The sequence below is a fragment of the Saccharibacillus sacchari genome (genome assembly GCF_037722395.1).
Taxonomy (GTDB): Bacteria; Bacillota; Bacilli; order Paenibacillales; family Paenibacillaceae; genus Saccharibacillus; species Saccharibacillus sacchari_A.
Genome location: NZ_JBBKAR010000064.1, coordinates 1 through 24,740 on the forward strand (window position 1 = coordinate 1; position 24,740 = coordinate 24,740).

19 protein-coding genes are annotated in these 24,740 nt (G+C 51.7%); 5 read left to right on the plus strand and 14 right to left on the minus strand.

Translation table 11 applies throughout. The features are described from left to right. Positions 1-43 precede the first annotated feature (43 nt). From WKI47_RS25410 to WKI47_RS25425, 4 genes are all read right to left on the minus strand, one after another. Positions 44-1,078, minus strand: a complete 1,035-nt coding sequence (locus WKI47_RS25410) for an NADH:flavin oxidoreductase/NADH oxidase (RefSeq protein WP_340230011.1) — start codon at positions 1,076-1,078, stop codon at positions 44-46. A gap of 186 nt (positions 1,079-1,264) precedes the next feature. Then, positions 1,265-2,044, minus strand: a complete 780-nt coding sequence (locus WKI47_RS25415; RefSeq protein ID WP_340230012.1) for a MarR family winged helix-turn-helix transcriptional regulator — start codon at positions 2,042-2,044, stop codon at positions 1,265-1,267. A gap of 336 nt (positions 2,045-2,380) precedes the next feature. Beyond that, positions 2,381-3,103: an amino acid ABC transporter ATP-binding protein gene (locus WKI47_RS25420; RefSeq protein ID WP_340230013.1), complete on the minus strand. Its 723-nt coding sequence runs from the start codon at positions 3,101-3,103 to the stop codon at positions 2,381-2,383. Further along, positions 3,090-4,565 (minus strand): ABC transporter substrate-binding protein/permease, encoded by a 1,476-nt coding sequence (locus WKI47_RS25425; RefSeq protein WP_340230015.1) that lies wholly within the window; start codon positions 4,563-4,565, stop codon positions 3,090-3,092. Before WKI47_RS25425 ends, WKI47_RS25420 begins: the two co-directional genes overlap by 14 nt. Before the next feature lie 207 nt (positions 4,566-4,772). On the opposite strand from WKI47_RS25425, the gene WKI47_RS25430 reads away from it, so the two are divergent. After that, positions 4,773-5,984: a M20 family metallopeptidase gene (locus WKI47_RS25430; RefSeq protein WP_340230016.1), complete on the plus strand. Its 1,212-nt coding sequence runs from the start codon at positions 4,773-4,775 to the stop codon at positions 5,982-5,984. Between the two features lie 171 nt (positions 5,985-6,155). After that, positions 6,156-7,913, plus strand: coding sequence for an alpha-glycosidase (locus WKI47_RS25435; RefSeq protein ID WP_340230017.1), 1,758 nt, complete (start codon positions 6,156-6,158; stop codon positions 7,911-7,913). Positions 7,914-8,599: 686 nt separating this feature from the next. Here the strand turns inward: WKI47_RS25435 and WKI47_RS25440 are convergent. From WKI47_RS25440 to glgB, 3 genes are all read right to left on the minus strand, one after another. Beyond that, positions 8,600-8,971 (minus strand): iron chaperone, encoded by a 372-nt coding sequence (locus tag WKI47_RS25440; protein WP_340230019.1) that lies wholly within the window; start codon positions 8,969-8,971, stop codon positions 8,600-8,602. Between the two features lie 223 nt (positions 8,972-9,194). Continuing rightward, complete coding sequence (glgA, locus tag WKI47_RS25445) at positions 9,195-10,625, minus strand: glycogen synthase GlgA (protein ID WP_340230020.1); 1,431 nt, start codon at positions 10,623-10,625, stop codon at positions 9,195-9,197. Beyond that, positions 10,622-12,610: a 1,4-alpha-glucan branching protein GlgB gene (gene glgB, locus WKI47_RS25450; protein WP_340230021.1), complete on the minus strand. Its 1,989-nt coding sequence runs from the start codon at positions 12,608-12,610 to the stop codon at positions 10,622-10,624. Before glgB ends, glgA begins: the two co-directional genes overlap by 4 nt. A gap of 218 nt (positions 12,611-12,828) precedes the next feature. Here glgB and WKI47_RS25455 point away from each other — a divergent pair, with 218 nt between their 5' ends. After that, positions 12,829-14,043 (plus strand): glucose-1-phosphate adenylyltransferase, encoded by a 1,215-nt coding sequence (locus WKI47_RS25455; protein WP_340230022.1) that lies wholly within the window; start codon positions 12,829-12,831, stop codon positions 14,041-14,043. 106 nt (positions 14,044-14,149) lie between these two features. On the opposite strand, the gene WKI47_RS25460 is transcribed toward WKI47_RS25455, so the two are convergent. From WKI47_RS25460 to WKI47_RS25485, 6 genes are all read right to left on the minus strand, one after another. Next, on the minus strand, positions 14,150-14,704 hold the full coding sequence (locus WKI47_RS25460) for a GNAT family N-acetyltransferase (RefSeq protein WP_340230023.1): 555 nt from the start codon (positions 14,702-14,704) through the stop codon (positions 14,150-14,152). Positions 14,705-14,723: 19 nt separating this feature from the next. Further along, a complete protein-coding gene (locus tag WKI47_RS25465; RefSeq protein WP_340230024.1) occupies positions 14,724-16,196 on the minus strand; it encodes a HAMP domain-containing sensor histidine kinase in 1,473 nt (490 codons plus the stop codon). Further along, the gene (locus WKI47_RS25470) at positions 16,193-16,891 is read right to left on the minus strand and encodes a response regulator transcription factor (RefSeq protein ID WP_340230025.1); all 699 of its coding nucleotides are present in this window, start codon (positions 16,889-16,891) and stop codon (positions 16,193-16,195) included. Before WKI47_RS25470 ends, WKI47_RS25465 begins: the two co-directional genes overlap by 4 nt. A gap of 59 nt (positions 16,892-16,950) precedes the next feature. Further along, the gene (locus tag WKI47_RS25475; RefSeq protein ID WP_340230026.1) at positions 16,951-18,246 is read right to left on the minus strand and encodes a hypothetical protein; all 1,296 of its coding nucleotides are present in this window, start codon (positions 18,244-18,246) and stop codon (positions 16,951-16,953) included. 62 nt (positions 18,247-18,308) lie between these two features. Continuing rightward, positions 18,309-19,034, minus strand: a complete 726-nt coding sequence (locus WKI47_RS25480; RefSeq protein ID WP_340230027.1) for a phosphonate ABC transporter ATP-binding protein — start codon at positions 19,032-19,034, stop codon at positions 18,309-18,311. Between the two features lie 73 nt (positions 19,035-19,107). Further along, entirely contained in the window at positions 19,108-20,286 is a 1,179-nt protein-coding gene (locus WKI47_RS25485; RefSeq protein WP_340230028.1) for an MFS transporter, read from the minus strand. A 239-nt stretch (positions 20,287-20,525) separates the two neighbouring features. On the opposite strand from WKI47_RS25485, the gene WKI47_RS25490 reads away from it, so the two are divergent. Together WKI47_RS25490 and WKI47_RS25495 are read left to right on the plus strand one after the other, a co-directional pair. Continuing rightward, on the plus strand, positions 20,526-21,386 hold the full coding sequence (locus WKI47_RS25490; RefSeq protein WP_340230031.1) for an ArsR/SmtB family transcription factor: 861 nt from the start codon (positions 20,526-20,528) through the stop codon (positions 21,384-21,386). A gap of 60 nt (positions 21,387-21,446) precedes the next feature. Continuing rightward, positions 21,447-22,214, plus strand: a complete 768-nt coding sequence (locus WKI47_RS25495; RefSeq protein ID WP_340230029.1) for an HAD family hydrolase — start codon at positions 21,447-21,449, stop codon at positions 22,212-22,214. A gap of 31 nt (positions 22,215-22,245) precedes the next feature. On the opposite strand, the gene WKI47_RS25500 is transcribed toward WKI47_RS25495, so the two are convergent. Then, complete coding sequence (locus WKI47_RS25500; protein WP_340230030.1) at positions 22,246-24,528, minus strand: DNA topoisomerase III; 2,283 nt, start codon at positions 24,526-24,528, stop codon at positions 22,246-22,248. Positions 24,529-24,740 lie beyond the last annotated feature (212 nt).

Sequence of the window (24,740 nt, forward strand, 5' to 3'; positions counted from 1 at the left end):
TTTCTGTTTGATTCATTTAATTATTTTGATTGCTTAATTATTTCTATTTCAATGCCCGATAGCCGCGTCGGTAGGCTTCCGGAACTTGCAGGCTGCCTTGAAGTTCGCGCGAAGCGTGAACGGCCCAATAGGGATCGCGGAGCATGCCGCGGCCGATGGCAACGAGTTCGGCGCGGCCTTCTGTTACGACGCGCTGCGCGTCTGCGTATTCGTCAAGCAGACCTACTGCGATGACGGGGACGTCGAGAGCTTCGCGGATTTGTTCTGCCAAACCGACCTGATAGCCGGGGCCTGCACCCGGGCCGCCTGCGGAACCGATCGCGCCTTCGCCGCCGGACGTGATATGAAAAATGTCCGCGCCAGCATCCCGATAACGTCGGCTGATCTCGATTGCATATTGGACATCGTACCCGCCGTCTACGTACTCGGCCGCAGAGATTCGCATAAGTACCGGCATATCGGCAGGCACTTCGGCGCGAACTGCTCGGGTAACCTCTTCACCGAACAAAGCCAGATCTTGTCCATATCGATCGTCACGTTGATTCGTCAGCGGCGAATGGAACTGGTGGATCAAATAACCGTGAGCGCCATGAATCTCGACCGTATCGAAGCCGGCTTGGATCGCTCTACGTGCCGCATCGGCGTACAGACGGACCATTTTTTGAGCCTCTTCGGTGGTTAGCGCTCTAGGCGTCCGGTACGTCTCGTCAAAAGCGATCGCCGAAGGCGCGACCGGAGGCTCGGCATTTTGAGCTTTGCGCCCGGCATGCCCAAGCTGGATCGCGGCTTTGGCCCCGTAACGGTGGATGCCGTCCACGATCTTTTTCCAGGCCGGTATCATCTCGTCGCTCCAGATGCCCGTGTCCCGGTTTGTAATCCGTCCGTCAGGATCGATGCCGGACATCTCTGCAATGATAAATCCGGTTCCGCCTACCGCCCGGCTTATGTAATGAATCTCATGCCATTCATTTGGAATCCCGTCTTCGGCGTCCACCGAATACTGGCACATCGGCGGCATCACGATTCGGTTCGGAAGCTTCAAGCCTTGATATTCAAACGAAGAAAATAAATCAGCCATTTCTTATACCCCTTCCGTTTTTCAACATTCTATCTTTTCGTAACCCTAAACGTTTTTTATTATACACGCTTCTCTTACTTTGCCAATGGGATAAATAAGAGTCGGTTGCTGTATGTAAAAACCCGCCCGAGCGAACAATCACTCAGGCGGGCTGCTTCAATATGTCTTTTATGCTCGTTAGGCTCTTTAATCGCGCTCTTGCTCGGAATTGCGATCCGGACCCGATTGCCGGGAATCCGGGAAGTCAAATCCTCGGAAGTTCCCTGGGCCATAACCATGCCGTCCGCCTTTCATGCCGCCGAAACGGAAACGTCCGCCTCCAGGACCGAACCCTCCGCGTCCTCCCGGGCCAAACGGCGGGCGTGGACCTCCTTCGCGTCCCCAGAACTCTCTCGGGTCGCGTCCGGCAAAACCTTCGTTTTCCATCTGCTTCTCAAGCTCCGCGATCAGACGGTTCAAATATCCGCCGAACTGCTCACGCTCTTCCTCGGTAAAGCTCTCGAACAACTTGCCGTCATCCTGCTGATTCTGCTCCGCCTGCTCAGCCGCTTCAGCTCCTGCTTCCGTCAACTTCACGTTCATCACGCGGCGATCCGTCTCCGAAGGCGTACGCTCGATATATCCGCTACGTTCCAACTTTACCAACAACTCACCCAACGACTGATTGCGCATATTCAGCAGGAACGTCAGCTCTTTCTGCGTAATCTCAGGCTTAAGCTTGAGCAACGCCAACACCCGCCCTTGACCGCGATGCGGATTGCCCCCACGCTCCCGATCCCGGCGAATATGGTGGTGATACCGATGCAGCAACGCTGTAGCATGGAAAAACGTTCTCATCAGCCCTTCATTGAATCCCTGCTCTTCTTCGCGAAATCCTTGCTCTTTATCCTGAAATCCTTGATCTCCGTCGCGACGAGGTCCATTATTCATCTCTTCTTGTCCAGAGTTCCCTTGATGTTCACTCATAAAACGATGCCTCCTTTTTTATAAAGGCACCTTAAATTCAGGTACCTTACTTTCATATCATAAAGGTACCTGATCATTTTTGCAACTCTTTTTATTTCTTACTAGCCTTGAATTTGTCCGCACCTGAATTTACCCATACAAAAAGCCCCGGACCCATAAGTCCGAGGCGATTTTGTATCATATTTTGATCCGATCTTTCCAGCAATCTTTTAAAAGGTTTTAAAGGTTGGTTTTCTTCCCCTACCCACCCTGGGAAGCGTGATCGCGGGTGGAGCGCCTTTGGCTTTCCGCAAGGAAAACAACCAAGCGACACACGCGATCACGCTCCCCCCTCCCTCATAATACCTTGCTCAAAAAATCCTGCGTCCGTACGTTCTTCGGCGCGCCGAACACTTCTTCCGGCGTTCCTTGTTCCACGATCACGCCGCCGTCCATAAAGACGATCCGGTCGCCGACTTCGCGTGCGAAGCCCATTTCATGCGTCACGATCACCATCGTCATGCCGTCTTCCGCCAGCTTTTTCATGACGTCCAGCACTTCGCCGACCATTTCCGGGTCAAGCGCCGATGTCGGCTCGTCGAACAGCATCACATGCGGCTGCATCGCAAGCGCGCGCACGATAGCGATGCGTTGCTTTTGGCCGCCCGATAGCTGTACCGGATACGCGTTCTTTTTATCGGCCAAGCCTACGGATTGAAGCAACGCTTCGGCTCTTTTGTTGGCATCCGCTTTGGAAAGCCCTTGAAGCTTGATCGGAGCGAGCGTAATGTTTTCCAGCACGCTTTTATGCGGGAACAGATTGAACTGCTGGAACACCATGCCCATCTTTTCGCGCGTTTTATCGATATTGTGCTTTTTATCCGTAATCGGTTGACCTTCGAACAGAATTTCTCCGCCCGTCACGTCTTCCAAACGGTTCAAGCAGCGAAGGAATGTGCTTTTGCCCGAACCGCTGGGTCCGATGACCACGACAACCTCGCCTTTTTTGATTTCGGTATCGATTCCGCGCAGGACGTTATTTTTGCCGAACGATTTTTGCAGATTTTTAACGGCTATCACCGGCACTCAACCTCCGTTCTAATACATTTAACAACTTGGACAGAATCAGCGTCATCACCAGATAGATGCCTGCGGCAATGACGAGCGGGTACAGACCGGAATAGGTCAGCGTACGTACGGCATTGGCCTGGAACATCAAGTCGGCGACCCCGATAAACGATACGATCGACGATTCCTTGATAATGACGACGAATTCGTTACCGATTGCCGGCAGAACGCCTTTGATCGCTTGCGGAATAATGATCGTGCGCATCGCCATGCCCCGAGGCATACCGAGCGAGCGTGCGGCTTCCATCTGTCCCCTATCGACGTTCTGGATACCCGCACGGAAAATTTCCGCCAAGTAAGCCGAACTGTTCAGCGACAGCGTGATAATCCCCGATTGCAAGACCGAGAATTTGATATCGAACGCGCTGGCGAGCCCGAAGTGAATAATAAGAAGCTGTACCAGCATCGGCGTACCGCGAAGCACTTCGATATACGTTACGGCAATCCATTTCAAAATTTTGACGCCCGATAGTCTAAGCAGCGCGATCAACAGACCGATCAGGAAACCGAACAATACGCCCAGAGCGGATAGCAGCAGCGTATACTTCACGCCGTCTGCATAAAATCCGCGATATTTCCAAAAGAACGAGAAGATGTTGCTTGGAGCCGTTTCGCCGGAATTCAGTTCGTTGGCTTGTTGAATAAATCCGTCTACCGCGTTGGTTGCGCGCAGGCGCTCAAGCGTCACGTTGATTTCGTTCACTAGCTCGGTGTTGCCTTTTTGAACCGCAATCGCCATCGGCGTATCGCTGTCTTCCGGTACGGCTTCGGCAATCGCGATGCCCGGACGGTTTTTGACTTGAGCTTCCGCAACCGGTCCTTCGAACACGGCAGCGTTCACGCGGTCGGAGCTGAGCAGGCTGACCACGTCGGAAATGGTCTTAACGGCCGTCACCTGTGCATTCGGAATCGAGTTCGCAATCTCTTCTTGAATCGAACCTGTTTGCACCCCGATCTGCTCGCCTTCGAGCGCGTCCATCGTTTTGTATTGATCGACGTCTTCCGAACGGGTCAGAATGACCTGGCGCGACGTATAGTACAGGTCGGAAAAGTCAACGTTCTGGCGTCTTTCGTCGGTCGGCGTCATGCCGGAGATGATCATATCGATCCGACCGCTTTGCAGGGCCGGAATCAGGCTGTCGAACGACATTTGCTCGATGACCAGCTCCGCGCCCATGTCCTTGGCGATCTCTTCGGCGATCATGACGTCGGAACCGACAACCTTACTATTCCCGTCCACCGTCATCAGGAACTCGTACGGCGCAAAGTCGGGGCTCAACCCGATTGTAAGTGTTCTTTTCTCATCCGTGCTTGATGCACTCTGCGCATTCGCTTGTCCGTGACCCGGATACAGTGCCAAGGTCAGCATCAACAAAGCCATCAGCAAAGGGATTATTCGTTTCAGTCTCAACATGCCCTCTCTCCACTCTCTAAGTAAAATAACAAGTCATCATTATAAAACGATACTCATATTTATACAACAATATTCACAAAATGTCGCGTACTTTTTCAACGTTCATCAAATTGTTCGATTCCTTACAAAGCCGCGTCACCATTGAAAACGTTTCGCTTGCATGATAAGCTTTGACTTCAAGTCCACCGATACAAGGAGCGTTTACTTATGAATAATAAAACTGTCATTTTCGATACAATCGACACCTCTTCCGCCGAACTCAAAGAGATCGCCGTTTATATTGCACGGAATCCGGAATTGGGGAACGAAGAATTCAAAGCGTCCACCCGGCTGAAACAATCTCTCTCGGCACACGGTTTCGAGGTTGAAGCGCCGGTGCTGGATATCGAGACGGCGTTTATCGGCACGTTCCGCTCGGGTAAACCGGGGCCGACCGTGGCTCTTTTGTGCGAATACGATGCGTTGCCGGAGATCGGCCATGCGTGCGGACACCATCTGATCTGCACGATGAGCCTCGGCGCGGCAATCGGGTTAAAACATGCAATGGCTGAATCGGGCGGCACGCTGCGGGTGTACGGAACGCCTGCGGAAGAAACGCGCGGAGCCAAAGTGACGATGGCCGATGCCGGCTTGTTCGACGATTGCGACTTCGCCCTGATGGCCCATCCGTATTACTCGTTCCAGAAGTCGGGCAGCGCTCTGGCGATGGATGCGATCCAGTATGAGTTTTACGGAAAATCGTCGCATGCGGCAGCCAGCCCGGAAGCAGGCGTGAATGCGCTGGACGCGGTGCTGCTGCTTTTTAACGCGGTCAATGCGCTTAGGCAGCAAACTCGTTCGGACGCGCGCATACACGGGATCATCAATCATGGCGGCGTAGCGGCGAACATTATTCCGGATTACGCGTCCGCGCAATTTTACGTCCGTTCGGCCGACCGTCCTTATACCAACGAGTTGGTGGAAAAAGTTCGTCGTATCGCGGAAGGCGCTGCGCTCCAGACAGGATGCGAGTTGAAAGTATCGAACTACGAATATTCCTACGACGAGCTAATCACGAACGAGACGCTGTCCGAGACGTTCACGCGCAACCTGATCGATTCCGGTATCGACGCGGATCGGATCGAAGCTCCGGTCAATGGCGGTTCGGCGGACGTGGGAAACGTCTCTACGCGCTGCCCGGCGATTCATCCTTATGTACAGGTGGTGTATGAGCGGCATGAGCTGCACAGTATCGGTTTCCGTGATCTGGCGCAGAAGGACGAAGCTTACGACGCAATGGTTTTTGGAGCTAAAATGTTGGCGGGGACCGCTTACGATGTGTTGACCGTTCCGGGTCTGCTGGAGCAGGTGCGGGAAGAGTTCAAGCAGAATGCGTATCGGGAAAAGGTGTTTGCGGAGCAGGTTTTAAGTCAGGAATAGCTTTTTTAGCATTTGGGTCTGTTTTCGATTGAATCGGAAGCAGGCTTTTTGTGTTCGAACTTTTGGGCCTGTTTTATTTCCGTTCGTTGGTTTCGGTGTAAAGTTTTTCCGGGTAATAACGTCCATCTTTGTGTGCTGGGTAACTGGGAAAATTTTAGAGGGGGCTGTGCCATGTTTCGGGAAGCGATGTACCACGTACCGCGTGACAAATGGGCTTACTCATATGATCTTCAGACGATCCACCTCCGTTTTCGCACCAAAAAAAACGATGTCGATCGTGTGACCGCGTTGACCGGAGACAAATATGATTGGAACCGTACATATTTTGAAGCGGAGTTGGAAAAGGCGGCGACCGATGCGTATTTTGATTACTGGGAAGGTCCCGTGCAGCCCAAGTTTAAGCGTGTCGCCTACATTTTCAGATTAAGCTCAGGCAATGAGACGCTATTCAAAGCCGACAACGAATTCCATGACGGGTTCCCTGCGCCCACCGGAGGATTTTATGAGTTTCCTTACATCCATGCGGTTGATCTGTTCGCGGCACCCGATTGGGCGAAAAAAGCGATTTTTTACCAGATCATGCCCGACCGCTTTGCCAAAGGCGATCCTTCGATCGATCCGCCCGGGACACTCCCCTGGGGGGCGCAGCCGACGCTGACCGATTATTTTGGCGGAGATTTGCAAGGTGTGTTGAATCATGTTGATTATCTGGTAGAACTGGGGATTAACGCGATTTATTTCACTCCGATCTTCACCGCTACGACATACCACAAATACGACACGGTTGATTATAAAACAATCGATCCGCATTTGGGTGACAGCACGCTGCTCAAGCAGCTTGTTGAAACTTGCCACGGCAAGGGGATACGCGTCATTCTCGATGCCGTTTTCAATCATTGCAGCGATCAATTCCCGCCGTTTCGCGATGTGGTGCTCAAAGGTCCTTATTCGCCTTACGCCGATTGGTTCCATGTGAACCAGTTCCCGCTTGAAGTCCAGGATGGAATCCCGACTTACGATACCTTCGGATTCTACGGCAATATGCCCAAGTTCAATACCGGCAACGAAGAGGTTCGAAAATATTTGCTCGGCGTCGCGAAGTATTGGATCAAAGAGATCGGCGTCGACGGCTGGCGCTTGGACGTAGCCGACGAGGTGGATCATCATTTTTGGCGTGAATTCCGGGATGTGGTCAAAAGTGCCAAACCGGATGCTTATCTGGTCGGCGAAGTATGGAGCGATTCTCTTTCGTGGCTGTTGGGCGATCAATTCGACTCGGTGATGAACTACCCGTTCTCCGACAAAGTATTGGCTTTCTTCGGCGGCGGCATGGACGGTTATCAGTTTTCCAGTCATATGAGCAGTCTGCTCATGCGTTATCCGCAACAAACGAACGAAGTGGTGTTCAATATGCTGTGCAGCCACGACACGCCGCGTCTGTTAACCCGATTGGGCGGCGATAAGCGCAAGTTGAAACTGGCGATCGTGTTCCTGTTCACCTATATGGGCACGCCCTGTATTTTCTACGGGGACGAGATCGGACTTGAAGGCGGCGCAGACCCGGATTGTCGAAAATGTATGGAATGGGAACCTACCAAGCAGGATCGGGAACTGCATAGCTTCTATCGGTTAATGATTATGCTGCGAAAAAGAAACCCGGCGCTGCGCGGCGGACGTTTTCGCTTCCTGATGGCGGAATCGGGTAATCCTTGTATTGTCTATGAACGGATCGACGACCATATTCATTTCACGATCTGGATGAATAACACGGGGCAGCCCAATATTCTGTCGCATCCCATGGAAACCAACGACTGGCGCGATACGCTGACCAGCGAAAGCATTCCTACGACGGACGGACGGCTAGCAATCCCTCTCGACGCCTATGGTTACCGCATTTTATATCGAAACTTGTCATCTGCCGACGCTTGATGCGTCGGCTCAGGCTGCCTTTGAAAATCGCGTAAGTGCGGGAAGCGGGCAGACTGCGAGAGAAATTCGTTAGCGGATGCTTACGAAGTGCATTTCTTCGAAATGCCTTAGCTCCTTCACTGAATTTCTCTCTCCGTCTGCTCGCTTCCAGTTACGTTGGACTTTGTCGACACGTTGAGTGTTAAAGTTAAATGAAAAAGAAAGCGTTTTAATTTCTGCATTTTGGTTATTTTCCCTTAGGTAGCTTGTGTTGATTACAGCGACTCAGAAGGAGGCGGCCGGCATGTTTTTTGTAGTTTCGATGGCAGCTATTGTGGTGTCGGTGCTAGCGACGTTGAGGTGGATTGACAAAGGTTCGATTGGGACCGGGGTGAAAACGGCATTGTTTATGGTTTGTTATTATTTTAGCCCTTTTTAGGGGATGGGGAGTGAGGGATCGGCGAAGGCGCTACGGGGTTGAAGGGAGCTGCGATCGCTGTTGAAATCCGATTTCTCGATTGGAAGCCCTGGTCAGAGTGGAATCGGATTTCAAAGGCGAGCACTTCGTTTCTTTGTTTCCCTTCCACCCCTTCGCCCAAGCCCATCGGCCCCCGAGCTAAAAGCATTCGGGGGGAGGGATAAAAAAAGAACTTCGCTTTGACGAAGGCAAAGTTCTTTCCTAACAAAAGAAGATTGACTGAACAACACTATTTTCTCCAAAAAGTCGTACAGTCTTTTTTATCTTCGATATTGAATTCAATGATTTCTTTTAACAAGTCGTAATCGACTGGGCTTTTCCAGGGGATGCGAAATAACTGATTGGTATGCGTGTAGCCGGATTGTACAATCTTGTCTGCAAAACGATCCAAAGCTACTTTTTCCGGCGCGACAGACATATGTGCTTTAGCTGTGCTGAAAGCAATAATAAACGTCTCATGATCCGTAAACATCGGCTGATTCCAAGCGATCTTCGCTCCCAAATTCGGGAATGTCCCATGAATCCATGCGAAAATATTCTCCAACCGTTCTTTCTGAAGCGGATCGTCCAGCTTATCCAAGTAATCAGCAAATACGTCCATTCGAATAGCCTCCTTGTCCATGTAGTCGCTTTACCTAACTACAAAAAAGCAGGAACGCCCTATTCCGTAACGAAGCTTCAAGCGAAGGGAGAAATTCAGGTTAAAACGCCTTTGAACTCGGAAAACTTCCTTACTGAAATCTGATCCAGTTTTCCGAGTGAAACAACGTTTTAACCGAATTTCTTCCGCAACGCCCCAAGCTTCTTTCCCGAATAAGACTTTCCTACCTCGTCAACACTTCGTAAATCTCCATATATTCTTTGGCCGACGCCAACCAACTGAAATCTTCGCTCATGCCGTTTTGCACGATTTTTTTCCAAGAAGTTTCGTCGCGGTAAAACGACAAGGCGCGCCGAATCGTGTGCAGCATATCATGGGCATTATAGGAAGCGAAGCTGAAACCGTTCCCTTCGCCCGTATATTCGTTGAACGAATGAACGGTGTCGTTCAGCCCGCCCGTCTCGCGCACGACCGGTACGCTGCCGTAACGCATGGCGAGCAGTTGGCTGATGCCGCAAGGCTCGAACATGGAAGGCATCAAGAACAGATCGCTTGCCGCGTAAATATTTCGCGACAGCGGCTCGCTGAAGCGAAGCTGTACCGACAATTGCTGCGGATGACGGTAAGCGGCTTGGCGGAACCACTCTTCGTAGCCCGGTTCGCCCGTCCCCAATACCACAATCTGAACGTCGTCGCCGTATAGCAACTCGTCCAGCACGCGAACGATCAGATCCAATCCTTTCGGTTCGACCAAGCGCGACACGATGCCGATCATCGGCGTTTTCGCATTGACCGGCAAGCCCAGCTCGTTTTGCAGCGCCGTTTTGTTTTCGCGCTTTTTGGCGATGCTGCTTTTGTAACGGGTATGCAGCGCTTTGTCCGTATTCGGATTGTAGCTTCGCGTATCGATGCCGTTCACGATGCCCGTCAGTTTATCGCCGATCGAAGACAGCAAACCGTCAAGCCCGTATCCGTAATGAGCGGTGCGGATCTCGTCGGCGTAAGTCGGGCTGACCGTCGTGACTTTGCCCGAATAGACGATCCCCGCTTTCATAAAGTTGACGTTGCCGTAGTATTCCGCTCCGCCGTCGGTAAAGTGCCGGTTATCCAATCCCAGCAGCTCGCCGAATACCGCATACGGGAACACGCCTTGATACAGCAGGTTGTGGATCGTGTACACCGTTTGGATATTGTCGTAAAAAGGATCATGCGCATACCGGTCCTGAAGCAGCAAAGGAACCATTCCCGTGTGCCAGTCATGGCAGTGGATCACGTCCGGCTTGAAGCCGATTTCCGGCAAAATGTCGAGTACGGCTTTATTGAAAAAAGCAAAACGTTCGCCGTCGTCTCCGTAACCGTATACGCCATCGCGTCCGAAATAAAATTCGTTATCAATGAAATAAACCGGAATACCGCCGTCATCATATTCTTCGATACCGCAATATTGGCTGCGCCAGCCCATTTGTACATAGGTAACGCCTTTATGGATCATTTTTTCTTTGTAGGATTCAGGGATCGCTTTATATTTGGGAAGAACGACACGAATATCCGCTCCGGCCTCCTTCAATGCTCTTGGCAAAGCTCCGATTACATCGGCCAGGCCGCCTGTTTTGATAAAAGGTGCCGCTTCCGCGGCCGCAAACAGCAATTTCATTTCTTTTTCCCCTTCCTTGTCGCCGGTCGGCTGTCCGTTGTCGCCGATTCAACCGGGTTTTCGGTAATTTTCTTTTTCGGTGCCGTTTTTTTGAGAATAACCATGCCGAGCGGCGCGATTTTTACTGGAAGATGGTAATCGCGTTGATGCCAGCTTCCTTTCTCCGCCCGAATGGGCTGATCGTTCAACAATCCTTCGCCGCCGAAACGGACTTCGTCACTGTTGAACACTTCTTGATAAGATCCCGGTTTGTCCACGCCGATCCGGTAATCGTCATAAGCGATCGGTTTGAAATTAATCAGGATGTACAACGTGTCGCCCGGCTTTTTGCTTTTGCGCACGAAAGAAATGACGCTTTGATTAGCATCGTCGGCATTGATCCAGTCGTAGCCGTCCCACTTGTGGTCGATCTCCCAAAGCGCTTTTTCCGCCAGGTAAAAATGGTTCAGCGCGGCGGTGTACGCCTGCATGTTGCGATGCGCTTCGTAATCGAGCAGCAGCCAATCGAGCTGTTCTTCGTCTTTCCATTCGATGAATTGGCCGAACTCCCCGCCCATGAACAGCAGTTTTTTGCCCGGATGCGTAATCTGATACCCGAGCAGCAGACGAAGGCCCGCGAATTTTTCTTCATAATAACCCGGCATTTTATCCAGCAGCGACTTTTTGCCGTGCACCACTTCGTCATGCGACAGCGGCAGCATATAATTTTCTTCATGCGCGTACATGATCGGGAACGTCAGCAGATTATGCAAAGAAGATCTTTTATCGAAGCCCGTTTCCACGTACTTGAGCGTATCGTTCATCCAGCCCATATTCCATTTGTAATTGAAACCGAGTCCGCCTTCGTGCGCCGGTGCCGTAACCAGCGGCCATGCGCTCGATTCTTCCGCGGCCATCACGGCGTTCGGATAATAGTTGAATACGGCCCGGTTGAGCTTGCGCAAAAACTCCACCGCGTCCTGGTTTTCGACGCCGCCTTGCTCGTTCGGGCGCCATTGATGCGGTTTTTTCTCGAAGTCCAAACGCAGCATGCTCGTCACCGCGTCGATCCGCAATCCGTCGAAGTGGAACACCTCCAGCCAATACAAAGCGCTTGAGATCAGGAACGAATGCACTTCGGGTTTGCCGAAGTCGAACGACAGCGTTCCCCAGCCCGGTTTCTCGGCCAGCATCGGATCGGCGTATTCGTATAGCGGCGAGCCGTCGAACTGCCGAAGGCCGTGCGCGTCTTTGGCAAAATGTCCGGGTACCCAATCCAGCAGGACGCCGATATCGGCTTGGTGACACCGGTCGATCAGATACATGAGATCTTTGGCTTCGCCGTAGCGGCTGGTCGGAGCGAAATATCCCGTCGCTTGGTAGCCCCATGACAGATCGTACGGATATTCGGTCAGCGGCATGAATTCAAGATGCGTGTAGCCCATTTCTTTGATGTACGGAATCAACACGTCGGCCAATTCGCGGTATGTATAAAAAGTGCCGTCTTCTTTTTGCTTCCATGTGCCGAGCTGAATCTCGTACACGTTCATCGGCTTGGCATAAGGCGCTCTGCGCTTTCTGCGCCAGGCTTGATCGCCCCATTCGTAACCTTCGACCGATCCGACACGGGAAGCGGTATTCGGTCTGACCTCCGCGTATACGCCGTAAGGATCGGCACGCAGCAAACGTTCGCCGCTTCGCGAAAAAATTTCGTATTTATAAAGATCGCCGTAGCTTGCGCGTTCGATAAAACCGCTCCAGATCCCGCCCGAATCGGCAACGGGTTCAAGCGCATTCCGCGTCCCGTCCCACCCGTTGCTGTCCATGGCTACTCCGACGGATACGGCATGCGGCGCCCATACGGTAAAACGCACGCCCTGCGTTCCCGATTCCGAAGTCAAATGCGCTCCAAACAAACGATAGCTGTGAAAAAAATTACCTTCATGAAATAAATAAATGTCTTCACGCGACAAAGACTGCGTTCCGACCGCCGATCGTTTGGTCATCCTTTTCACTCTCCTTTATCCGCTGCGTCATTCAATAAATAGGTTGATTTGAACAGATCAATAGTTCTATTACCCGTTAGGCAACTCGCTGAATACCCGATACTAAAAAAAATAAATTCAAAAAATTGCAACTCATTTCCAGTTTTCATCGTTTCAAAGCTGGCTTCTTCCGTTTAATTATATCTCATGTTGACATACATCACGGGAGGGAAATTAACATGGAAAAGAAAGATTGCATCGCTATGCTACTGGCTGGAGGAGAAGGTCGCAGATTGGCACCGCTGACGTCTACGATCGCAAAACCTGCCGTACCTTTTGGCGGGCATTACCGTATTATCGATTTTCCTCTCAGTAACTGCCTCAATTCAGGCATCGACACCGTAGGCGTACTGACCCAGTATGCTGCCGAGTCGCTGCATGAGCATATAGGAGAAGGTACACCCTGGAAGATCAACGGACAAGATGGTGAAATTGCGCTGCTCCCACCTGGCGAACAGGGCGAGTACCGCGGTACGGCGGACGCGATCACCAAAAATATCGAGTTTATCGACAAACATGATCCGGAGCATGTTTTAATTTTATCCGGCGATCATATCTACCATATGGATTATGCAAAAATGCTTGAAGCCCATAAGGTCTCTGGAGCCGATGCGACTCTTTCTGTAATGGAAGTGCCACTGGATGAAGCGCATCGTTTCGGCATCGTCACGGCTGATTCCGATCTACGCATTGTCGATTTTACAGAAAAACCGGCCAAACCGATGAGCAGCCTCGCATCTATGGGCATTTATGTATTCAAATGGTCGTACCTGCGAGCTTATCTGCTGGAAGACGCGATGAAAACGGAATCCAATCACGATTTCGGAAAAGATCTGCTGCCTCTGATGCTTGGCGATGGTTCCAAGCTTAGTGCTTATCCTTTTGCAGGCTATTGGAGAGACGTAGGTACAGCCAACAGCTTGTGGGAATCCCATATGGATCTGTTGGGCGATGAAAGCGAGTTCCGCTTGAACAAGTCGGAGTGGCCGATGCACACTAAGCGTCAATTCAGCCAGCCTGCCTTATTCCGTCGCACGTTAACGCTGTCGCCGATCGATTCGATGGTGCACGAAGCCTGCATTAACGAAGGTTCGGTCAAGCATTCCGTGCTTTTCCGTGACGTAGAGGTCGGCAAAGGTTCGACGGTCGCGGATAGCGTTATTATGCCGGGAGCCACGATCGGACGCAATGCCAAAATCCAGTATGCGATTATTGGCGAAAATGCGATTATTCATGACGGAGCAATTATTTCAGGATCGCCAAACGAAATTTTGATGATCGGCCCGAATGAAACGGTACAAGCCAAACCTGTCGTACGTCCTCAAGTCGTTCCTGCTTTGAAAGAATCTTTCGAACCTGTATCGCTTCGCCGGACCGGAAGCATGACTTCTTAATTCGACTATTACCGAGCGATCGGTTTAAAAAAGCCTTTCCCGAGATTTCAACTTCGTTTCGGGAAAGGCTTTTTCTTATGCTGCCGGTTCAAGAACCACTATCGCTCTACCGCTGATCCGTTTTTTCATACAAGTTTACGTAACGTCCTCCGACGCTTCGATTCAGATCACGTTCGGCAATGAATTGGAAGCCGCTTCGCCGATAATAAGCATTCAAACCGGGCAAATGAGCAACGCAGTCCAGCCTTAACCCCCGCTTATTGCTTTTCCGAGCTTCCGCTTCCGCATAACGAAGCATCTCTCCGCCATAATCAAGCCCGCGATATTCCGGACGAACGGTCAAACGATGTAGATACAGATAACCTTCGTCGTTCAATTCTTGCCAATAAGCCGGATCGCTGTCTTGAAGCGTAAACAACCCTGCCGGATTTCCGTCCGCTATCAGCAAAAATAGTCGACGGCTTTTAAAGTATTCAAGCACCGCCTCTCGACTGAACATTTCGGGCTTCCATTGTTCCACGCCGCTTTTAACCATGATTTCGGCCGCTTCGCGCAACATCTCGGCCAGAATATCCGCATCGGATAGAACCGCCTCGCGAATAACGAGCCCAGCTTCATGTTCGCGAAGCCGTTCATGGGATGTCGGCTTTTCCGATGACATCGCTTCGCCCCTCTTTCGGTTATATGGATTCTGTATCGGAAGATTCCTGATCAGAAGACTTCTCGCCAGAGATTTCTTCTCGGGACTTGCTCTCTTCCTCAAGCAAAGGCAGTTTTACGCTTACCGTAGTTCCCACTCCCAGCTCGCTCGTCATATTCAGTTCGCCTTCATGCAGTTCCACCAGCTGTTGCGTAATCGCCAATCCGAGTCCCGTGCCTCCGCCTTGCGTGTTGACTTGGAAAAAGCGGTCTTTGACCCGCTTCAAATTCTCTTCGTCGATTCCGATTCCGCTGTCTTGAACCGCGGTTCGCACCCAGCCGTCCTCGCGGACCACATGCAGCACGATCACCGAACTTTCGTGGGAGAATTTAATCGCGTTATCGACGATATTGAGGAATACCTGCTTCAGACGATTGGCATCGCCGTAAACGGGAAAGCTGTCGCCGTCCGCGTCCAGACGAAGCTGAACTTTTTTCAGCTCGGCTTTGGCCCAGACGTTCAGCACGATTTCTTTGAGCAGTTCTTTGAGTTCCACATGCGCCATTGTCAGCTTCATCTCGTTTTGCTGAAGCTTGGAAAAGTCCAACAGTTCTTCGACCAGTCCGATCAATCGCTCTGTTTCTTTGGAGATGATGCCCATGCCGATCCGCGTCTCGTCGGGGTCGTAACCGCCGGAATCGAGCGTCTCGCTCCATCCTTTAATCGAAGTGAGCGGGGTTCTCAGCTCATGCGAAATCGAGGAAATGAAATCGTCCTTGATCTGATTGCTTCGCACGATCTCTTCGGCCATGTAGTTCAACGTTGAGCCCATTTCCCCCAGCTCGTAGCGGTAGTCCCCTTCGACCCTGACGTCGAACCGGCCTTTGGCCATCTGCGCCGAGACGGCGATAATATTGTTGATTGGCCGTACAATCGAGTTCGCCAAGCCGATACTGACAATCAGGACAATGACGAGGATCGCGGCGATAATCGCCATCGACACCAGCGTAATCTCGGTCAGGCGTTGGTTCACTTTTTCGATCGAAGTCACAAAGCGCGCCAAATAAACCTGACCCCCGCCCGGCTGAAGAGTCGTCGTCACGGCCATGACCGGTTCGCCCGTCGTCGCTTGGCGACCGATCCATTTCGACGTGCTTCCGGAAGCTAGCGCCTGCGGGATATCGCTGGTTTGCACCAGCTTATCCGACGGGAATCCCGAAGAACTGATCAGAATTTCGCCTTTGCCGTTGAGAATCTGCAATTCGGCTTCAGGCAACTTCAACAAAGCCAAAATCTGGCTCAGGTATTCCATCTCCCCATAATCCCCGGCGCTGGTGGAAATCAGCGCGCTTCGTACCGTCACGTCGATATGGCTCGAGATCGAGTTATAGATCGTGTCGTAATAATAAGCCCGGATCGCAAACAGAAACACCACTTCCACGAGCATCAGCGCCAGGAAGATGACGATGAAATAGTGCATGACAATCTGCCTGCCGATGCCTTTCTTAATCATTGACCCTGGCCTTTCCACTTATATCCGTGCCCCCATACCGTCTGTAAATATTCCGGTTCGGAAGGATTATCCTCGATTTTCTGGCGCAGCCTACGGATATTTACGTCCACGATCTTCGGATCGCCCATATATTCTTTGCCCCAGACGTGGTCGAGCAGCACATCCCGGCTAAGCGGCGTGTTTTCTTTTTCCAGGAAAAATTGAATCAGCGAAAACTCCGTCGGCGTCAGCTCGATCGCCTGCGCGTTTTTTTTGAATTGCTTCGAGATCAGGTCCAGCTTGAACGGTCCCGAGTCGAAAGTTACCTTCGCTGCCGCTTCGCGATGCACATTGACCCGTCTTAACAGGGAGTGAATCCGCGCAATCAATTCGGTCGGGCTAAAAGGCTTGCTGACATGGTCATCGGCGCCTACGGACAGAGCGTATACTTTGTCTTGCTCCTGTACTTTTGCCGTCAAGAAAATAATCCCCATCCGTTCATTCGTTTCCCGGATCCGGCGGCAGACTTCGAATCCGTCAATGCCCGGAACCATGACATCGAGCAGCGCAATGTCGATGCCCGGCTCGGTTTGCAGGATATGCAGGGCTTCATTGCCTTCTCCGGCTTCCAGAACCTCAAATCCGTTCCGCTTCAAATTGATAACGATAAAGCTGCGGATTGATTCTTCGTCCTCCAAAATCAACACTTTACTCATGAGACTCCCCTTCCCGGATTTTAATAGTACTTCTTGCTCTCTTATTGGTTGTTCACCCGTTACGTGCTTGGGATTCCCGTTTTCCCTGCTCCCAACTCTCCATCCGGATTCACCCGATAGGCAATGACCTGGCTGCTCGTGCTGTACAGCTTGATCCAGCCTTTGTCTTCGGATTCGTTTTGCCACTGGGCAGGCGTGAAGAACCGAACTTCTTCGATCCACTCGCGTGTGTCGATCGTGACGAACTGCAAATATTTGTCGACCATCGATACGGTATTCAGCGTAACGTTTTTCAGCAGGCTTTCCGGAAAAGGCTGAAGCACGAATCGCCCGTTCGGATCACGGTACTGCTCCCTAACCGGGGTTAAGCCTTTTTCTCCGTCCCAACGGCTGTACAACGTAAGCATCGGGATGTCTTCCTTGTTCTCGAAATAACTCCAGCCATCCGGCATATTCAGCAGACCGATCTCGATGATTCCGTCACCGTCGACGTCTTCGCTTTTGACCCAGCCGTCGCGGAATGCCGAATCCTCACTGAGTACGGATTCCAGAATACCGTTTTTCATCACGACGATCTGCGTATAGGAACCTGAACCGATGATCATGTCCAGCACGATCCCGACCTGGTTTTCGGATACTTTGCCTGCCGTAACATTGTAGTATCCCGTAACCGTCTTGTTTGGCAGGACGAGCGAAGATAATTCCTGGAAATTATTATCCTGATACTGATAGACCTTGATATCCGTTCCTACATTCGGCTTCAAATTAATCAACGCCAGCTCATTTCGCCCATCCCCGTTCAGATCGACCAACGAAAACGCCGAGTAGGCCAATTTATTGCCGAGCGTTTCCAAGCCAGCCTGAATATCCGAATACACGTACGAGTAAACCATTAGCACGTTGCTTCCCGCGCTGGCCGGATTTTCCCCATCGACTCCGAACCCGGCCAAAATGTCGATATGCCCGTCGCCGGAAACATCCATGAACTCCAGCTTGTCCAGCGTCGTTCCTTCGCCTATGAAATCCAGCATTTTCATCCAGACGCCGTTTTGATTTTTCAGGATCATCATATGAAGATTCTCGCCGCTATTCGCCGATCTGTAAAAAACGATAGCTTCATTGATGCCGTCTCCATCCAGGTCTTCGTAGCGAACCGCGCTCGTATCGCTCGAATTTTGGGCACGAACTTCCACGGCGCCGGCCGGAAGCTGACGATCGATCGTATTTCTCAATGCCTCTTTATCCGCCGGAAGGCGTGGTGGCTGGATTAGCGAGGTCGGGTCCGGCAGCGACAGCGTATCGCTGCAACCCGACAACAACAGCAGCCCCGCCGTTCCAACGATGCTTAACCACATTTTTTTCATTCCTTCGCTCACTCTCTCCCACTTATGCCTGTCGGATGATTAACGGATTATTGCTACAGACGGCTCTTCTCGGCTGTAGTGAGCCGACGCCCCCGGATATCCAGAATCACTTTCCCGTCTTCCATTCCCCATATCCGGCTCGCATGGCGTTCTGCCAGCTCGATCGGAAGAACAGCCACGACTGTCGTTTCCTGTGTCTCGCACAGGTTTTTCAGCATGCCCAGCACATTATCCGCCGTATGCGGATCAAGTCCGATGACCGGTTCATCCGCCAGCAACACGTTTGCGCCGTGCGCAAGCGCCCGGGCTGTCGCAATCCGCTGCTTTTCGCCGCCGCTTAAATTTCCTGCTTTAAGCTTGGCTTTGTCCAGCAGACCGAACGATTCGATCATATCCATAGCGCCCATATAATCATCCGTGCGAACCATGCCGGTAAACCGTCGCCAAGCGGGTGTCTGACCTACTTGGCCGATCAACACATTTTTCAGCGCGGTGCGGTTCGGATCGAGATCGGGATTTTGCTGGAGATACGCCCATTCTTTTCGAATACGGCGTTTACCGGACCAGCCGGCTTTGAATACATCGAGATCATCCACCACGAATGAGCCGCCGTCCCATTCTTCCCGAAGCGCCAGGCAACGGAGCAGCATACTTTTCCCGCTGCCGCTCGGTCCGACGATCGCCACGAATTCGCCGCGAACCAAATCAAAGTCTATGCCTTTAAGTATAGGTGTTTTATCGCTGCTTACGGTCTTTCTCAAGCCTCTCACCTTAATCATTCGCCATCCGACTCCCCTGACTTGGTAAACTTCACTTCTCTAGTGTACCCCGAAACGTTTGTCCATTGCCACGTTAGGCAGCCTTTTTCTCGAACTTTTTCACGGATTTGCCCCGGAAAAAGAATCCCAACATCCCAAACCCCACATAGGCACCGCCCATGATCCAAAAGAGCAGAAACGGCGAGCCATGCTGCATGCCGAATCCGCCGACGCCCGGCCCGACCATACTGCCGAGGCTGAAGTGGAACGACGCGATAACGTTGGCTGACGGAATTAACGCTCTAGGCAGCAAATCCGCCGCATAAGCCATCCCGAGCGAATAAAACGAACCGACAAGTCCGCCCGCGACAAGGAACAACGCCATATTCGTCCACAGATGCGTTCCCGCGAGCGGCACGAGTGCAAATAACAATCCTCCGCAGATTCCCGCCGTGATCAAGATCGGACGTCGGCCGAAGCGATCGCTTAGCATGCCAAGAGGCAACTGCAAGACCAACCCGCCGATTCCGATACATAAGAGCAGCAATGCGATGTCTTCTTTTACCAGACCGATGCGCAGTCCGTATACGGGAAAGTTCCCGTTGAGCGATGCTTCCATATATCCGTACAGGAAGGCCGGAATCAGCGCAAACCAGGCATAGCGATAAATCCGCGGGAAGCGCGCAAAGCCTTTTTGTTCTTGCAAGTCGCGTTCCGGCTTGTATTCGGGCAAATAACGCAGGACCAGAATAAGCACCACGAGAAAAAGGACAGCCAACGAGACAAAAGGAATATAATCCCCATAATCGACGAGTCCGATCCCAAGCGGCCCGATACTGAAGCCGATTCCGTAGGACATCCCGTATAGAGACAAGTTCCGCCCGCGATTCTCTGCCGGCGTTACCAACAGTACCCATAATTGCGCCACATAATTCAAAGCACTGTCGCCCGCCCCGACGATCAGTCGCAGAACGAACCATATGCCGATGCTCGGAATAAGCGGAAACAGCGGCAGCGCGATCATGACCATCAACAGACCGCCAATCAGCAGCTTTTTAAAACCGACAACCCCAACCAACCGTTCGGCTATCAGCGTCATCGCGAACGATCCGATATACAATGCCGCAGAGTTCAAGCCGTTAACCGAAGCGGAAACGCCTTGCTGCTCCAACAAAATAGACAGCAACGGCAGCAATAATCCTTGGCTCAGCCCGGCCATAACGACAATACCGAGCAAAATGTAATAAGAAAAAGCAGATCGAGAAGCTACCAAACGATTCCTTCCTTTCGAGGGCAATGATCCAAGACAGAACCTTTGCCCTTGCCTCTGGTTATGATTTGAAAAGGTAGTAGTAGACAAGTTCAGGTGAAACCATACATAATAAGTTCAAAAGAATCATTTCGAACGTATATCTATTTTTGAACGCGGTCAACGGCATAGGAGGTCATGATTTGAATAATTACGAAGTTAAAATTGACGTATCCGAGATTTATGAGCTTCTCGGTAGCTTTATGGTGCATATTACAAAGAAATGGCTTCAAAACCTTGATATCGGATCGGAGTGGTCGACCGAAGCCGAAGCGGGCATGCCACCGGAAGTGCGCCGGCGCTTCGCAGAAGCAGCCGAATGGCCGTTTTTGGATTTCGACGCCCTGTATGCGCTGGTTATCGAACGTGAAGAAAGCGAAGACATTCCGGCATTCCTCGACCGGCTGCTTGCCGAACCGGCCGAACGTCTGTTGGAACGTATCTCCCCGCAGCTTCCGCTGCTGACCGAAAAAGAGGTGTACCGAATTCAGCGAGACTACACGCCTTTGCTGAAATCGTGGTATACTTATTACTTCAAAAATATCCAGGATTCCATCCTTCCTCTTATCGAAGAAGATGCGGCCGAGAAACGCGAACTGCTGCTTAAAATGGATGCGAACGCCCTGGTGGAGTACGCATCGGGCGGCCTTGTCGTCGAAACGCCGCTTGATCTGAAGACGGTTATCCTTTTCCCGACCGTACACAACCGCCCGATGAATACGTACTGCTTCTATGAGAATGTACTTCTTATCCAGTACCCGGTCGACGTACCCGAAGCGGAAGAAGACGAACCTCCAACCGTGCTGCTTCGCATGACGCGTGCGCTGGCTATGCCGGATCGGCTGAAGCTGCTGCGTTATGTTGCCGATCAGCCGCGCTCGCTTCAGGAAATGGAACGGGATCTTGGACAACCCGCCGAAGCACTCAAGCATCATATGGTGCTGCTTCGCACCGCCGGATTGCTGCGCACCCATATCGGCGAGCAATCCAATGAAAAATTCAGCATACGTCCCGACGGGGCATCGGAATTGCAAATGTTTCTGGAATCGTATCTTCGTCTTTGACCGGTTTCTTCGAATCATTGAACCGAGCCTTATCGGGAGATTTGAAGGAGTGAACATCCCATGACGGGCACCTGCAAACAACATTTGATTTTTGATCTGGACGATACGCTGGTATACTGCAACCGATATTTCGATCAAATTCTGGACGAGTTTTTCGACCGGATGGTTCGTTGGTTTTCGCCTTACGGATTGGACGCCGAACAAGTTCGCCAAAAGCAGCTGGAGATCGATATCGCCGGCGTTCACGTCGTAGGCTTCGCCAGCCACCATTTTCCGGAATCGCTGATCGCGACCTATCGTCACTTCAACTCCGCTTATCAACGAATCGGCAATGACGCCGAAGAAGCGCAGCTGATGAAGCTCGGTCTTAGCGTATATGATCAAGAGGTCGAAGCTTACCCCGGGATGGTCGAGACACTGGAACGGCTTCGCGGCGAAGGACACGGTCTGTATCTATACACGGGCGGCGAAGATCAAATTCAGCAGCGCAAAATCGACCAGATGAAGCTCAGCACGTATTTCGGCTCCGACATCTTTATTCGTCAGCACAAAAACGTCCAGGCGCTCGAAGGCATTTTACAGAAAAAAGTGCTGCCGCGGGAATCGACCTGGATGATTGGCAATTCGCTTCGTACAGATATCGCGCCTGCGCTTAGCGCCGACATCAATGCCGTATATCTGAAACAGGAACGTGAGTGGGCTTATAATATGATCGACCTGGACGCCACTTCGAAAGGTTCGCTGCACACGATCTCGAAGCTTCCTGAAGTCCCCGATCTGATTACCCGCTTCGCGCGCGCTCCTTTCCAAAAACGGACCCTTTCCTAAGGGCCCGTTTTTTTTGCGTAAAAAGAAACGGTTACGAACGCGGCTTGGCCTGCTCCGTCTTCTCGATACGATCCGCAAACAGGAAATCGAGTTTCTTCTGCTCGGCATTCCAGGACAGCGCGGCGTCGAAAGTTCGCTCGCCTTTTTTGAATCCTTTGAGCGTAAGCGTCTGACCTTTATCGAGCAAACGTTTGACTTGGCTTTCCGATATCGCTTTGCCGAGGATCTTTTTCGAGATGGTAAATAGACATGACGGATAACCCGTGCAGCCATATAGTTTCTTTTTATCCACAACCGGCTTGCCACAGATCGGACATGCGCCGAGTTCGGGAGAACCGGCACCGCTTCTTCCTTGCTCTCCGCCCTGTTGGCCGCCGCCCGACTTTCCGTATGCCGGACGCTGTTCGCCGCTGGGCAGCTCGACGGTGAACGTCCATCCTTTTTCCGCGGCGACGGCATCGGCTACGATCTTCTGCGCCAACCGTTGGGCTTGCTCCATGAATGCTTTGGGCGATTCCTGGCCTTGCCCGATCTCGCCGAGACGCTGCTCCCATTTCGCTGTCATTTCCGCCGAAGCCAATACGCTTTCGCCCAACGCTTCGATCAATACGGTGCCTTTGTTCGTCGCGTAGACCATGTTTTTGCGAACTTCGATATATTGACGGTCTTTCAAGCCGCCGATGATCCCCGCCCGGGTCGCCTCTGTTCCCAGTCCTTCCGTACGCTGCAATACCTTTTCCAGCTCCGCGTTATCGAGATGCTTCCCGGCCGTTTTCATTAAAGTAATCAATTGGCCTTCCGTGTAGCGCTTGGGCGGTTGGGTCTTGCCTTCTTTGACCTGCACGTCGGCTACCTTGCCGGTATCGCCTTCTTTGACGGGGGGAAGCACGGACAGATCCTCGTCGTCTTCTTCTTTCCCGCCGTTGTCTTCTTCTTTGCCGGACGTTTTCGCTTTCTTTTTCGGCGCGTTATCGTACAGCACTTTGCGCCAGCCTTCTTGCACGATCACTTTGCCTTTGGTCATAAACGGATCTCGCCCATCGACCAGCGTCACAAGATTCGTATAGTCGATGATTGCTTTTTCTTCATGCGCAGCAATCAATCGTTTGGCAATAAGCAGATACAGACTCAAGTTCATACCTTGCAGCTTCCCCGGCGTCGGCACCTGTTCCGTCGGAATAATCGCGTAATGGTCGCCGACCTTGGATGCGTTCACGTAACGTTTGTTACCGATCAACGTCGTTTTGGGCGCAGGAAGAAAAGGACTCAGCTCCTGAAATCCCGCCAACTTTTTCAAAATGTCCGGAAACTGCTTGGCTTCTTCATCCGTGACATAAGACGAGTCGGAACGCGGGTAAGAGATATATCCGTCGAGATACAACTGCTGTAACGCGCTAAGCGTATCCTGCGGCGAGTATTTGAAAATCTGGTTAGCCGAGGCTTGCAGCGACGACAGGGAGAACAATTGCGGCGGCTGGAACTCTTTACGCTCCGTCTCGATCGAATCGACGACGGCGTTTTTTCCTTCGCAGCGCGCGCGGATCTCTTCGGCTTCCTCCGGCGTTTTCAGACGCGTTTCTTCGCCTTTGAACCACGTACCTTCATACTCCGCACCGTCGAATGCGAATTTCGCTTTGACTTCCCAAAACGGTTCGGGCTTGAAGTTGGCAATTTCTTTTTCCCGGGTCACGATCAGCGCAAGCGTCGGGCTTTGAACCCGTCCTGTCGAAAAAACACCCTGAACGCCGCGGCGTTGGAACAGTAACGAATACACTCGCGAGCCGTTCATTCCGACCAGCCAATCGGCGCATGAGCGGCTGACCGCCTCATAGTATAGGTTACGTGTCTCAATCTCTTCTTTGAGGTTGGCAAAACCCTGCTCAACCGCACGCGGCGTGAGCGACGAGATCCACAGACGCTTCATCGGCTTTTTTACGCCGCTGAGTTGAATAACGATGCGCACGATATATTCGCCTTCGCGTCCGGCATCGCTCGCGATAATGATTTCTTTGACTTCGGGACGCTTGAGCAGATCGTTTAACAGATTGAACTGTTTGGCTTTATTCGGTGTAATGCGATGCTTGAATTTACCGGGCAAAATCGGCAGGCTATCCAGGCTCCACCGCTTGTAGGCCGGATCGTATTCCTCCGGCGGCACAAGCTCGCAAATATGCCCGACCGCCCAACTGACATAGGCGCCGTCCGGAAATGCAGGGCATTTGTCGATCTGAATATACCCTTGCGTCTTTTTATGCTTAAACGGCGCGGCCAGCTTTGCTCCCTGGTCGGGCTTCTCCGCAATAATCAGCTGCAAATTAATCTCCTCCTGTGAAATACAGCAAGCAAAAGGCCGAGAGCGCTCCTCCCGACCCATTTGGCCACGTTTCTTTTGAACGAATATCCGAACTCTTATTTTAGCACGGAGGCACAGTTTTCGCTATAAGGCAAAAAGAGATAGCTCGCGACATATTGGAGATATATTTATGTTATTTAATATTACATTAATCATTAAAAAATAAAATATAG